General features: G+C 60.2%; 9 protein-coding genes. 6 read left to right on the top strand and 3 right to left on the bottom strand.

What is annotated here, in order from left to right:
* Window positions 1-76: 76 nt before the first annotated feature.
* On the top strand, window positions 77-2,971 hold the full coding sequence (gene gcvP, locus AC1RRC_RS06515) for an aminomethyl-transferring glycine dehydrogenase (RefSeq protein WP_493054444.1): 2,895 nt from the start codon (window positions 77-79) through the stop codon (window positions 2,969-2,971).
* Between the two features lie 140 nt (window positions 2,972-3,111).
* Here the strand turns inward: gcvP and AC1RRC_RS06510 are convergent, their stop codons facing one another.
* Both AC1RRC_RS06510 and AC1RRC_RS06505 read right to left on the bottom strand, forming a co-directional pair.
* Window positions 3,112-4,674, bottom strand: a complete 1,563-nt coding sequence (locus AC1RRC_RS06510; protein ID WP_493054443.1) for a hypothetical protein — start codon at window positions 4,672-4,674, stop codon at window positions 3,112-3,114.
* 2 nt (window positions 4,675-4,676) lie between these two features.
* On the bottom strand, window positions 4,677-6,389 hold the full coding sequence (locus AC1RRC_RS06505) for a hypothetical protein (protein ID WP_493054442.1): 1,713 nt from the start codon (window positions 6,387-6,389) through the stop codon (window positions 4,677-4,679).
* 150 nt (window positions 6,390-6,539) lie between these two features.
* On the opposite strand from AC1RRC_RS06505, the gene AC1RRC_RS06500 reads away from it, so the two are divergent.
* From AC1RRC_RS06500 to AC1RRC_RS06480, 5 genes are all read left to right on the top strand, one after another.
* The gene (locus AC1RRC_RS06500) at window positions 6,540-9,806 is read left to right on the top strand and encodes an nSTAND1 domain-containing NTPase (RefSeq protein ID WP_493054441.1); all 3,267 of its coding nucleotides are present in this window, start codon (window positions 6,540-6,542) and stop codon (window positions 9,804-9,806) included.
* 12 nt (window positions 9,807-9,818) lie between these two features.
* Entirely contained in the window at window positions 9,819-10,217 is a 399-nt protein-coding gene (locus AC1RRC_RS06495) for a DP-EP family protein (RefSeq protein ID WP_493054440.1), read from the top strand.
* 262 nt (window positions 10,218-10,479) lie between these two features.
* Complete coding sequence (locus AC1RRC_RS06490; protein ID WP_493054439.1) at window positions 10,480-10,839, top strand: hypothetical protein; 360 nt, start codon at window positions 10,480-10,482, stop codon at window positions 10,837-10,839.
* Window positions 10,839-11,237: a cupin domain-containing protein gene (locus AC1RRC_RS06485; protein WP_493054710.1), complete on the top strand. Its 399-nt coding sequence runs from the start codon at window positions 10,839-10,841 to the stop codon at window positions 11,235-11,237. The genes AC1RRC_RS06490 and AC1RRC_RS06485 overlap by 1 nt, the downstream gene beginning before the upstream one ends.
* 314 nt (window positions 11,238-11,551) lie before the next feature.
* Window positions 11,552-12,346, top strand: a complete 795-nt coding sequence (locus AC1RRC_RS06480; protein ID WP_493054438.1) for a hypothetical protein — start codon at window positions 11,552-11,554, stop codon at window positions 12,344-12,346.
* 44 nt (window positions 12,347-12,390) lie between these two features.
* On the opposite strand, the gene AC1RRC_RS06475 is transcribed toward AC1RRC_RS06480, so the two are convergent.
* Complete coding sequence (locus tag AC1RRC_RS06475) at window positions 12,391-14,046, bottom strand: peptide chain release factor 3 (RefSeq protein WP_493054437.1); 1,656 nt, start codon at window positions 14,044-14,046, stop codon at window positions 12,391-12,393.
* Window positions 14,047-14,150 lie beyond the last annotated feature (104 nt).

Raw genomic sequence — 14,150 nt, 5'->3', positions numbered from 1 at the left:
CCGCATGCACCGCCCCGGCGGCCCTGCGGTTTTGTAAAGCCCGCCCAACGTATTTATCTCATCTGCCCCCGCTATCATGACCCGTACCAGCCTGACCCAACTCGAAGCCCGCGATGCATTCATCGCCCGCCACATTGGCCCGGACGCCGCCGAGCAGCAGCAAATGCTCGACGTGCTGGGCTACGCCTCGCGCGCCGCGCTGATCGATGCCATCGTGCCGCCATCGATCCGCAACAAGAACACCCTGCCACTGGGCCAGTTCACCGACTCGCTGCCTGAAACCGAAGCGCTGGCGAAACTCAAAGCCATCGCCGGCCAGAACAAGGTATTGAAGTCCCTGATCGGCCAGGGTTACTACAACACCCACACCCCGGGCGTTATCCTGCGCAACATCTTCGAAAACCCGGCCTGGTACACCGCCTACACCCCGTATCAGCCGGAAATCTCGCAAGGCCGCCTGGAAGCCATCCTGAACTTCCAGCAAGTGGTGACCGACCTGACCGGCATGAGCATCGCCAACTCGTCGATGCTGGACGAAGGCACCGCCGCCGCCGAAGCCATGACCCTGATCCAGCGCGTGGGCAAGTCGAAGTCGAACGTGTTCTACGTCGCCAACGACGTGCTGCCGCAAACCCTGGAAGTGGTGCAGACCCGCGCCACCCCGCTGGGCATCGAAGTGCGCACCTTTGATCCGTCGGAACTGGCCGGTGTCACTGGCGCCTTCGGCGTGCTGCTGCAATACCCTGGCGTGAACGGCGTGGTGCGCGACTACCGCGCCGCCGTGGAAACCGTCAAAGCCGCCGGCGCGATGGTGGTGGTGGCCGCCGACCTGCTGGCCCTGACCATGCTGACGCCACCGGGCGAATGGGGCGCCGACGTGGTCGTCGGTAACTCGCAGCGCTTCGGCGTACCGCTGGGCTTTGGCGGCCCGCACGCCGGCTACCTGGCGACCCGCGACGAATACAAGCGTTCGATGCCAGGCCGCCTGGTCGGCGTGACCATCGACCAGCAAGGCAACAAGGCTTACCGCCTGGCCCTGCAAACCCGCGAGCAGCACATCCGCCGCGAAAAAGCCACGTCGAACATCTGCACCGCGCAAGTGCTGCTGGCCGTCATCGCGTCGATGTACGCGGTCTACCACGGCCCTGCCGGCCTGCTGCAAATCGCCAAGCGCGTGCACCGCTTCACCGGCATCCTGGCGTCCAACCTGAAAGCCCTGGGCTACAGCCTGTCGAACGATTCGTACTTCGACACGATCACCGTCAAGACCACCAATGCCGACGCGCTGCACGCGGCCGCTGTCGCCAACGGCGTCAACCTGCGCAAGATCGACGCGCACCACGTCGGCGTGTCGCTGGACGAAACCACCACCCGTGACGACATCGCCACGCTGTGGACCATCTTTGCCGCCGGCATCAATTCTTCGGCGACCGCGCCGGACTTCGACACCGTGGAAGCGTCCATCGAGCGTGGTTTCAACGAAGCGCTGGGCCGCTCGTCCGCTTACCTGACGCACCCGATCTTCAACCGCTACCACTCCGAAACGGAAATGCTGCGCTACCTGCGCAGCCTGGCCGACAAGGATCTCGCCTTGGACCGCACCATGATCCCGCTGGGTTCGTGCACCATGAAGCTGAACGCCACCAGCGAAATGATCCCGGTGACCTGGCCTGAATTCTCGACCATCCACCCGTTCGCGCCAAACGACCAGACCGTCGGCTACCGCGAAATGATCGGCCAGCTGGAAGACATGCTGTGCGCCGTGACCGGCTACGCCGCCGTCTCACTGCAGCCGAACGCCGGTTCGCAGGGCGAATACGCCGGCCTGCTGGTGATCCAGAAGTACCACCAGTCGCGTGGCGAAGGCCACCGCAATATCTGCCTGATCCCATCGTCGGCGCACGGCACCAACCCGGCTTCCGCCCAGATGGTCGGCATGCAGGTGGTGGTGACCGCCTGCGACGAGCGCGGCAACGTGGACCTGGCCGACCTGAAAGCCAAGGCGGAACAGCACAGCAAGAACCTGGCGTGCGTGATGGTGACCTACCCTTCGACCCACGGCGTGTTCGAGGACGGCATCACTGAACTGTGCGACATCATCCACTCGCACGGCGGCCAGGTGTACGTGGACGGCGCCAACATGAATGCACTGGTCGGCGTGGCCGGTCCGGGCGCGTTCGGCGGCGACGTGTCGCACCTGAACCTGCACAAGACCTTCTGCATCCCGCACGGCGGTGGCGGTCCGGGCGTGGGCCCGATCGGCGTCGGCGCGCACCTGGCGAAATTCCTGCCGAACCAGCGTTCCAACGGCTACGTGCGCAGCGAAGACGGCATCGGTTCGATTTCCGCCGCGCCGTTCGGTTCCGCGTCGATCCTGCCGATTTCGTGGATGTACATCGCGATGATGGGCGCCGAAGGCCTGACCGCCGCGACCGAAACCGCGATCCTGAACGCGAACTACATCGCCCGCCGCCTGGCGCCGCACTTCCCTGTGCTGTACTCGGGCCACGACGGCCTGGTGGCACACGAGTGCATCCTGGACCTGCGTCCGTTGACCGATGCCACCGGCATCTCCAACGAAGACGTGGCCAAGCGCCTGATGGACTTCGGCTTCCACGCGCCGACCATGAGCTTCCCGGTACCGGGCACCTTGATGATCGAGCCGACCGAATCCGAAGCCAAGGGTGAACTGGACCGCTTCATCGATGCGATGATCGCGATCCGCGCTGAAATCGCCAAGGTGGAAAGCGGCGAATTCGACAAGGCCAGCAACCCGCTGAAGTTCGCCCCGCACACGGCCGAAGTGGTGGTGTCGGACAACTGGGACCGCAAGTACAGCCGCGAAGTGGCAGCCTATCCGCTGCCGTCGCTGCGCCGTAACAAGTACTGGCCAACCGTGGGCCGCGCCGACAACGTGTACGGCGACCGTAACCTGTTCTGCAGCTGCGCGCCGATCAGCGATTACGAGTAAGAAGGCAACAACTTCCCGTAGGGCGGTTTCCGCGCAGCGGAAGCCGCCATGCATGCGTCAACGCGGCGCATGCATGGCGGCTCGCAAGCGAACCGCCCTACGCATTTCACGCCGTGGTCACAAGGTGACGATGGCAGGCCTCAAGCTGCGGTCCCCAACTCCGCGGCGTCCTCATCACCCTCCCACACCGCCACCTGCGCAATCTCTTCGCAGTTGCCAACCGCACCGTCGCTCCCGATCCGCATCCACATCAATGCACCGCCCGGCGTGACACCAACCGCATGCACCCCGCCGGTTTCACGATCCACACACAGGCTGGCCGCCACCAGCGATCCCGCCACCGCGTGCGGCTTCCCCCACGATGATCCCATCGCGCGCGACACCAGCCACAGCCCGCCGGAACCATCCGAATACGCGATGTGCTCGGCCGCCGCATCCTGCCCATTCCACACCAGGCGCGCGCCCCAGGCGTCGGCGACTTTCTGCGGCAAGGTATGGCCACCCCGGTACACCACGATGCCATTACCCGCCACATACACGTCGGGCACGTTCGGCACCGAACCGGCGGCCAGCAGGAAGCTGGCGGCGCGGCGTGGAACCGCCTGGTAATCGACCTTGACGCCCCAGTTGAACGGGTCCGGGAATGAGGCGAAGGACAGCGCCGAACCGTCTTGCGCCAGCGACCAGGCGCCTGGCAGCCGGTAGCAGCCGATCGCCTGCGGATCGCATCCCTCCGGCACCGGCGCAATGCCCGTGACAGGATTGGCGGCATTGAAGTACCAGCGCCCTTCCCCGTCCGGCGTGTCGGCCGTGACCAGCACCAGTGGCGCGGCGCCCGGCAAGACGGGACCCAGCGCCAGCGCCGTCACCGCGACGCCTTCGGGAAGCCCGCGGCGGCGCTCCGGCATGGTGGCAAAGGCGCTGACCCAGCCGGCTTCATCGAGCGTATTGGGCAAACCGGCCGCCGCGTACAATGCGCAGCCGCCATCGCCGCTGCGCTTGGACACCGCCAGTGCGATGGCCACCGCGCCATCCACGCCCTGGCGCATATCGATGCATTCAATCACGGAAGAACGCGGGTCGAACGCCTGCAGCGCCGCGCTCAGGTCCGTTTGCGACCAATTGCCAAACGCGGTGCGGCGGAACAGGTGCAAGTGGCCATTGGCGCCGACGGCAAACACCAGCGGCATGCCATCGCTGTCGCGCAAGGCAAAGAACGGACGGCGGGCGTCGACCGGCGCGGCGCGGCGCACGCCGCCGCGCCCGGTCTGCTGCAAACGTACGAAATGCGTGCGGATCATGTCGGTTTCCGACAGTCCTTCCGCCACCTGCCGCGCCAACAGGGCATCCAATCCCTGGGGTGGCTGCATGGGCTTCGTATCGTAGCGTCCCATCACCGCGTCATAGCCCCGCGCGAGGCGTTCCGGCGCATCGAGCCGCGCCGCCTCCGGCAATGCCAGCAAGGCGATCGTCAGTTCGGCGCGGCCACGCGCGGCTTCCGGCTGCGCGGCGAAGACCGAAGTCCAGCGCAGCACTTCCTCGCCCGCCGGTTCGCGCTTCAACACGATGCGCGCCACCCGCGCCGCCGCATAACCCACCGCGCCCGATGCCGTGGCGCCCCCCAGTCCATCCACCTTGCGCCTTGCCAGCGCGCCCTTGCGCGCCATGCCCTCGATTGCCAGCGCCGCCAAATTTGCACTCATCTTCAACGCTCCTCGTGAACCAAGTCCAGTTCAATATTGCCGTCGCCATCCAGGCGCACGCCCCGGAATGCCAGTTGCGGCCCGGCCGGCAACACCAGGTGGCCGGTGGCCTGGCCGAACATGGCCGACACCGCCGCGCCGAATTGCGCGACCACCGTCTGCTGCAGCGCCGCCATGCCGGCCGCGTTACCTTCCCAATCGATGCTGATCTTGTTCATGTTCAGCAGGTGCGAACGCGCGTCCGACACCACGTACATCCCCACCACGCCGGAATCGGTGGCGGCCGGCGCCTGCCGGCCATTGACTGTCAGCGCTATCCCGCCGCGCGCGGTCGGCACGCACTGCAGCCGCATCGACCACTGCATGCTGGTGCGCGCCCAGCCTTTTCCCAAATAAGTCTTGCGCATGAACGGCCCGCTTTTCTGGTTCAGCCGGTCCCACTCATAGCGCATCAAGGTGCTGGTCAGGTCGAACGTCAGTCGCTCGATTCCCTCCGCGTCCGGCTGGTTCGACACGCCGATCTGGAATTGCCAGTCCTGTTCCGACTCGCGGTCATGCGAGCGTTCGCCCCCCTCGCGCCAGTGCAGCAGCACGTGGTCGCGGTAGCGCCAGCCGCCAGTCTCCGGCACGAACCCCGCCCGCGCGCCGTTATCCAGGGTCGCCATCGCGCCCGACTTTTCATTCAGGGATTCGACCCGGTCCAGTTCATCGCCCTGGCCGCGCCGTGCATGTACGTAATCAGGCAGCGACGACAGCCGCTCCCGGATCGGCTCGACCAGCAGCGGCCGCACGAAATCATTGAGGAACGCGCCGCGCGCGATGACCAGTTTGCCGGCGCTGTCGTCCGCCGGCCGCTGCGGCTGGAAATGCCCGGCCTGCTCGCCATACAGCTTCGGATCATGTGCAATTTTCCGGTCGCCCATGACTTGCAGGAAATTCAACGTGCCATTCGCGGCCAGATTCGCGCCGGATGGCTGCATGCGGTCAAGAATATCGTCTGCATGTGTCTTGCGCGTGACAACGTAACCAAGCACGAACGGATTGCCGCTGCCGGCCAATTGTTTCAGCCATTTGCCCACCAGTTCAGTGAAGCGATCGGCAAGGAAGGCGTTATCGGTATCGAGCCGGGTATTGAGGGCATCGGCATGCTGCAAATCGCTTTGTTCGAAATCGAGCATGGCGGCCTGCACGCGGTAATACGCCTCGTCGAATCGGCCCAGGCGATTGACGCTGGCCGGGCATGCCGCCGCCGCGCCATTCAGCAAGTCGCGCATTGGCACCGCCTGCAACTGGACCCGCACCTGGAATGCCAGCCGCCAGCCCGCCAGTGGTTGGCGCAGTACATCACCGCCAACATACCCGTTCGGGACCCGCATGTTTCCGCTGATGAACGTCAGCACCAGTGCCGCGGTGCGAGGCAATCCGGTTTCGAAATGAACTTCGGGGGCCGCCAACACCGCGCGGTCATCGCCTTCGCCGCCGATCATCAGGCCGGTTTCTTCCAGGTCGCCGGCTTGCAGGGTCCACGGAATAAACCCGGCATGCTGCATCGTTGCAAGTTGCCGATTTACCACATCAGGTTGCAATGCCCAGACGAAATCAAAGCCGTCGAGCGCCGGCACGGAGGCATTGCGTGCTTCCTGCGGGGAATGAAGCCCATGTGATCCGCTGGCCTCGAAAGAGTTGCCTATGGTAAACATGGAAATGTTAGACATGTTACTATCCTTGTTGGGGGAGTGCTAAGATTGTTTGACGGGAATGCTTGCAATTTAACGAGTGCAACCTTCTTCCGCCTTCCGGCAACCTTCCGGAAGAGTTAAGTCCCTGATTTACAAAGAAATCATTTTTATGATGGGCGGCAGTAGATGAGCGATAACGGGTTCCGCTTCGGCGATTGGCAGATCGATCCAGACAGCAACACGCTGCGCAGCGACGGCGCGAGCGCCACCGTCGAGCCCAAAGCGATGGATGTGCTGCGCTACCTGTGCCGCCATGCAGGCGCCGTCATCCCCCCGGAAGAATTGCTGCAAGCCTGCTGGGGCAACGCCGAACTCGGCGACAACCCGATCCACAAGGCCATTACCCAACTGCGCCGCGCACTGGGCGACTCGGCCTCCGAACCCCGCTATATCGAAACCGTCCGCAAGCGCGGCTACCGCGCGATCGCGCCTGTCATGGCGGGTGAAGAAGCGCTGGAAGGTTCCTGGCAGCAAGGCTCTCCCTTCCGGGGGCTGGAATCATTCCAGGAAAGCCATGCGGCGATCTTTTTTGGCCGCATGCAAGCCACGGCGCAGTTGCGCGAACTGGTTCTGCGGCAAGCATCCGACGGCTGCGCCATGGCATTGGTGCTGGGACCTTCCGGGTCCGGCAAGACTTCTTTGGTACGCGCCGGCCTGCTGCCGGGGTTGATGGCGTCCCGCACCGGGTCCGGTGAACCGGTGGCCCTGGCCTGCACCCTCTATATGGATTGCGCCGACCTGGCCGATGGGAATTTGTTCCAGGCGCTGGCGGCTGTGCTGATGGATGCGGAAGTGGGCGGCAAGTTGCTGTTTGCCGGTGAAAATGCGGAAGGTTTGGGGCGCTGGCTGGAGTCTTCCGATGCCGAGGCGATTGCCGGAAGGTTAACGGAAGCTTCCGGAAGGATCAAGATCGGGTTGTTTATCGACCGGCTGGAGGCGATTTTCCGGGCGCCGGGTGTGACGGATGAGGTTCGTGCCCGGTTTATTGCTGTGCTGGAACATCTGGCGTCTTCGCGCGCGGTGCTGGTGATGATGGCTTGCCGTAACGACTTTTATCCTGATGTGATAGCGCTGCCAGCTTTGATGGCGCTGAAGTCGCGTGGCGGGCACTTTGACTTGAATCCGCCGGATGGGGCGGAGATTGCGCAGATGGTGCGGATGCCGGCGAAGGCGGCAGGGTTGAAGTTTGAAGTGGATCCTTCGACTGGCGCTTCGCTCGATGATGTGCTGTGTGATGCGGCGCGGGGGAGTCCGGATGCGTTACCTTTGCTGCAGTATTGTTTGGATGAGCTTTATCGGCAGCGGGCGGAAGATGGGACGTTGCGGTTTGAGGTGTTCCGGCAATTAGGCACAATTGAAGGGGCGATTGCAGTCCGCGCCGAGCAAGTTGTGACCGGGCTTTCAATGGCACAAGCGGGGGCGTTACCACTTGTCCTATCGATTATTGTTGACGTGGCTGACGAACAAGGTGGCGTAACGGCGCGTCGCGCCGCCTGGTCTGCTCTGCCGAACGCTGAAGCACGTGAACTGATTCAAGCGCTGGTTGAAGCTCGTTTGTTTGTCAGCGAACTTTCCGGTGATGTTCCTAGCTTTGGAATGGCACATGAAGCGTTGCTGCGCCGCTGGCCACGGGTTTCAGACTGGGTTGAGCAGCATCGCCATGCCTTACAATTAAGAACACGAATTAGCCAAGATTCTGAAAAATGGCTACTCGCCGGAAAACCAAGGGACTTGCTACTACCAGCCGGCATGCGTGTTAATCAAGCGCGTGAGTTATTAGCCCTGGATGGAGTATCCTTATCGGCGCAACAGATGGAATATATTCAAAGCTCCTTGCACCGCGCCAGACTTGCGGAACGAGTGCGAGTCCTGATTATGGTCATAATCGGCTCATTGGCGATAATTGCGGCTCTACTAGGAACAGCAGCTTACAGAGCCCAGCAAGTGGCTGAACAAAGGCGTAGCGATGCCGAGGATCTAATGGGTTATATGCTGGGGAATTTCGTTGAGAAGTTACGACCCATTGGAAAGCTTGAATTACTTGATGATATTAGCACTCGTGCTCTTTCTTATTTAGCAAACACACAGGAACTTAGCTCCACCTCTTTTGAACACCGTGCCAAAGCATTGCAGATTATTGCTGAAGTTAATATTGCGCGTTCAAAGCAAGAAAATGCGTTACAAGCGCTCGAAATTGGACGTGGGATATTAAGGCAGCAGGAATCGTCTGGGAAGCTCACCACATCATTATTGCGGTCACTCGGTGATAATTCCGCTTATACCGGCCAAATTTATCATGCACGCAGCAACCTTCCGAAGGCGCATGAATTTTTCCTAAATTACTTATCTTATGCTGAAAGATTGCTAAAGATAGCACCTAATAGCCCTACCAACCAAATTGAGGTCGCTTATGCCCACAATAGCTTAGGGAGTGTAGCGCTTAGTCGAAGTAATCTGGACGAGGCTAGCAAAGAGTTCACGCAGTCAATTAAATTAGAACGTGAAATTCTTGAGAAACACCCAACAGACCTAAAGATTAAGGCAGACTTGGCGAACAGCCTATCATGGCTTGCAACCACCAAAGTCAAACAAGGGAACCTGCAAGGGGCTACAACTTTGTTCATAGAGGAAGATGCAATACTATCCTCACTTAACAACCAAGCACCGGACAATGCTAATTGGGCAAGAAGGTTAGCCAGCGCACAATGGCGTCAAGCTGAACTGCTCGAAGCAACTGGAAATCAGCAAGCTGCAGCAGCTAAATATCACAGCGCGGAGGTCATCTTCTCCAAATTAATTACTCTTGATGCAAGCAACAAGAATTGGAAATTAAAACTATATACTCTTCAATTAAAGAAATTATTTAACCGCAACGATCTTGGTGAGAAAAAAATCCTCCTCAAAGAATTAAGCGAAATAGAAAACAATCTTCTCTCCATCAGATCGAGTGAAAAGCCCTCATCAGACTTAATAATCTTGAACGCCCTGCTTTCGCAGAGGCGAGCTGCCATTTACAATGAGCATAACAATACACGCGAAGCGATTGGGGAATTGGAAAAGGCACGCCGCGACCTTAGCGAACTATATCAGAATGAGAAAAATAACAATACAGTAAGAATTCATTTGGCCAATACTTTGATTTCTCTAGCGGATTCGAAATTAAGCGAAGTCCAAAGTCAAGAGAGACAAAATCTTTGCCAAGAGGCTTCAGAACTTATGCCTGGACTACGAGATTTAGCTGATTATCAATTTTTAGTAACTCAAGTAAAGCTTGGAATTTGTTTGAAAGACAAGAAGCAGGCCACCCAAGGAATCAAGAGCCTTACCGAGATGTCCTACAAGGAACCAAATTTTCTTCGCTACATCTCAACCCATTATCACCCCTACAATTGAGGATACGAATATATGACAGCATATAATGATATTGCACCGACTGAGTTCGACAATGTTCAAGTGATAGCCATTCCCGAGAAAAATCCGACAACCGGTGAGGTGACTTACCAAACAACATTCATCCCGGAATCAATAGTTATCACTACAAATGACTGCGTCATTAACTATCAGCTCATCTCCCCCACACCGGACGGAGTCCAATTTACCGGAATGTGCGTAAACCCTAAGCATACGCACCAATTAAGTATACCTTCCATATCGCGCAGTGGAAAAATTATCACTTTTAGTGATGCAAACACGTTAAAGGAAACGCTTAATATTACTTTGCATTTCACCGATAAAGACGAAGTGAAATTCTCCGTCGACCCGGATGTAGAGAACGACCCACCTCCCGCCCCTCCCACAGAGTAACTCACGGTATTACCGCTTATACTTGGGTCAACAATTGAGCTCGCTGAAGTACGAAGGTACTTCAGGGGTGCCTCCAATTTGTACAAGGCTATCCAGCATGTTTGTAGGTAACACAGACATGCTGGATAGCAATCTGCTTGCCAAGCCAGCAAGCCTGCGCTCGAAGGACTAACCGCGCGATCTCGGCAATCCATTCATGCCATCATCTTCACAACCTTTGCCAAAAGTGTAAGATAGAGTCTCCCCACAAAGGAGTCTGACCATGAAGCAATCCATCAAGGCAGCACTGATGTCCGGCCTCGTCTTCCCGGGGCTGGGACAAATCCTCTTCCTGAAGAAGCCCACCCGTGGCTGCATCTTCCTGATCCCTTCCCTGGTTTCCCTGTTTTACATCCTGCACGTCGCGTACGAACAAGCCACCCTGGTGGCGGCGCAGCTGGCCAATGGCACCTTGGCGTTTGACGTGACCGTGCTGGCCGCGCAGATCGCCGCGTCGCGCGTCAATGGGCCGACCATGACTGCCGCCACCCTCGCCTGCGTGCTGTGCTGGTCGGCCAGCATTCTGGACGCGATCCTGTTCGGTAACGACCATCACCACCACCACGTCAAAGGACACGCATGATGAAACAATCCGTGACTGCATCCGCTTTCCTTGCCGCGTTCCTGCTCGCGGCGTCCGGCGGCGCGTTGGCGCAGGCCACTGGCATCAAGCGCACGGTCGTGACCAAGCAGGATGTGGCGGCGCCGGGGCGTGAAGCCGTGGTGGCGCGGGTGGAGCTGGAGCCGGGCGCTGTGGCGGGACGGCATACCCATCCTGGTGATGAAATCAGCTACGTGCTGGAGGGCGAAGGCGAAGTGCTGATCGAAGGCGAGGATCCGCGCCGCGTGAAGGCCGGCGATGCGTTTGTGATTCCCGCCGGGAAGATACATGATGCGCGCAATGTGGGCGGCACGGTCATGAAACTGGTGGGGGTGTATGTGGTGGAGAAAGGGAAACCGCTGGCCGCACCGGTCAGGTGAGCTAATGCCCATGCATCGCGGATTTCAATGAGAGCGGGCCGGAGCGCATCCACGGCCCGCTTTTTTATTGTGGATTTCCCGCACGGCGAGCCTGCGGGCCAGCAGAGGTGGTATCGCCCTGATTTTCCGGTTTTACTAATCCGCACTATCCGCTGCTACCCTCCGCTTTTCCCTCCTATCCTGCACTACCTCCCGGCCGGGAACCAATTCACGCGACACCTGTCCAAGCTTTAGTAATCGTTAGAGCGAAGCCGCGCCGGTTCGCACTGGTTAGCGGCCGTTAGTAAAACGCCATTTTTGGAAAGGGGGTCCCCATGTCCTACCTTAACCGCACTATTTACATGCCCTGGGAATTGCTGAAATCGTTCAGCGAGCACACCGGACTGTTCTGGAGCGGCCCTGAAATCGAGGGCGCCATTTGCGACGCCATTGCCGCGGCGATGCAGCCGCCGCCGGAACAGGCGCCCATGCCCCAGGTGGAGGCAGTCACCGGCTACCAATGGAAACAGCTTTTTCTGCCTGAAGGCACGGTGCTGCGCGCCAGCTTCGGGCGCGCGCCCTATTACGCCGTTGTGGAGGGTGCCGCGATCCGATACGGCGAATTCAGCCTGTCGCCATCGGCTTTCGCCAACTTGCAGGGCAGTGGCAACCGTAACGCATGGAAAGCCGTCTGGCTGCGCTTCCCCGAGTTTAAAGACTGGGTGCGCGCGGATGAGTGCCGAGCCGTGCGGCAGGCGCTGACAGCGCACCTGTTCGATCCGGACCAACCTCGCAGGGAGGAGCAACCCGACGCCAAGCCCGCCGTCCGTGTCGGACCGCACCAGCAGCACTACACGGACAATCCGCCGTCAAGAAATAATGCAGTCCCGCTTTTCCAGTTGCTGCAGGAATTTCCGGAACCGGTGCAGGAACCGGTGCAAGAGCCCCTCCAAGCCGTCACGAGCCCGCCGCAACCGGCACCGCCCGCACATTCCGACGCGGATGCGCCCCGGCCCGGCGCCGTCGCGGACACACAGGGCAAGCCCAACAAGCCGAACATTTGCGGCAAGCGCATGAAACCCCATCGCAAGGCAGGCAAGCGAAAGGCGGCCGGCCGGAAAAAGCGCTAGTCCGCCTGTCCAGGCCGGGCTGGGCGCCGTTCCGCCATCAGCGCTTAAACCAGCTTGGCCGCGTGCTCGCGCGTCGCGTGGAATTGCAGCTTCGGCCAGCGTTCCTGCGTCAAACGCAGGTTCACGCCGGACGTGGCCAGGTACGCCAGGTTGCCCGCCGCGTCGTACGCCACGTTGGCGGAGAGCGAATTTTCGAAGTCGGATAACGCTTTCTTGTCATCCGAGGACACCCAGCGCGCGGTCGAGATCGACGTGCTTTCAAACACGGCGTCGACACCGTATTCGTTCATCAGGCGGCTCGCCACCACTTCAAACTGCAGCACGCCGACCGCGCCCAGCACCAGTTCGCCACCGGAGACCGGCTTGAACACCTGAACGGCCCCCTCTTCGCCCAGCTGCTGCAAGCCCTTATGCAGCTGCTTGATCTTCAGCGGGTTACGGATGCGCACCTGGCGGAAGAAGTCCGGTGCGAAGTACGGGATGCCGGTGAAGGTCAGCATTTCGCCTTCGGAGAAGCTGTCACCAATCTGCATGTTGCCGTGGTTCGGCAAGCCGATGATGTCGCCCGCGTAGGCTTCTTCCACCTGTTCGCGCGACGACGCCATGAACGTCACCACCGACGACACCTTCACTTCACGCCCCAGGCGCAGGTGTTTGACTTTCATACCGCGCTCGAAACGGCCCGAGCATACGCGCAAGAACGCGATACGGTCGCGGTGCGCGGGGTCCATGTTGGCCTGGATCTTGAAGACAAAACCGGTGAACGGTTCTTCGGTTGGCTCCACCACACGCACGGAGGCGTCGCGGCCACGGGGCGCCGGGGCCCAGTCCACCAGGGCCGACAGGATTTCACGCACGCCAAAGTTGTTGATCGCGGAACCAAAGAAGACCGGGGTCTGTTTACCAGCCAGGAAGTCTTCCAGGTTGAACGGGTGCGATGCGCCGTGCACCAGTTCCACTTCCATGCGCAACTGGTCCATCTCCAGCGGGAACATTTCCTGCAGGCGCGGGTTGTCGATGCCCTTGATGATTTCCACGTCGCTGCTGACGCTTTCGTCGCCGGCGCGGAACAGCAGGATTTCGTCGTTCAGCAAGTGGTACACGCCGCGGAAGTTCTTGCCCATGCCGATCGGCCAGGTCACTGGCGCGCACTGGATCTTCAGCACCGATTCCACTTCGTCCAGCAATTCCAGCGGGTCGCGGCATTCGCGGTCCAGCTTGTTCATGAAGGTCACGATCGGCGTGCTGCGCATGCGGCAAACGTCGAGCAGTTTAATGGTCTGCGCTTCCACGCCCTTGGCCGCGTCGATCACCATCAGCGCCGAGTCGACCGCCGTCAGCACGCGATACGTATCTTCGGAAAAGTCCTGGTGGCCCGGCGTGTCCAGCAAGTTGATGATGTGATCACGGAAATCGAACTGCATCACGGACGATGCCACCGAAATACCGCGCTGCTTTTCAATTTCCATCCAGTCGGACGTCGCGTGGCGGCCGGATTTACGGGCCTTCACGGTACCGGCCATCTGGATCGCGCCCGAGAACAGCAGCAGCTTTTCCGTCAGCGTGGTCTTACCCGCATCCGGGTGGGAAATGATGCCGAACGTGCGGCGGCGGCGGGTTTCACGCGCGATCAGGGCGGCGGATTTGCCGCTGCCTTGGTCTGCGTTGTCGCTGGAGGTGGTGTCGATTTCGTTGGACATGGGGATGGCCGGGGCCTTGCGGAGCAAAACCCGGGATTTTACACCATTTTGGTGGGTATTTTAGCTGCGGTGGCGTGGTGCCAGGCTTGCTGCGCAAACCTGGC

This window comes from Pseudoduganella sp. GW821-FHT12E03 (assembly GCF_058807115.1).
The sequence above is the reverse complement of the archived record's forward strand: the minus strand, read 5'-3'. Positions and strand labels throughout refer to the sequence as shown.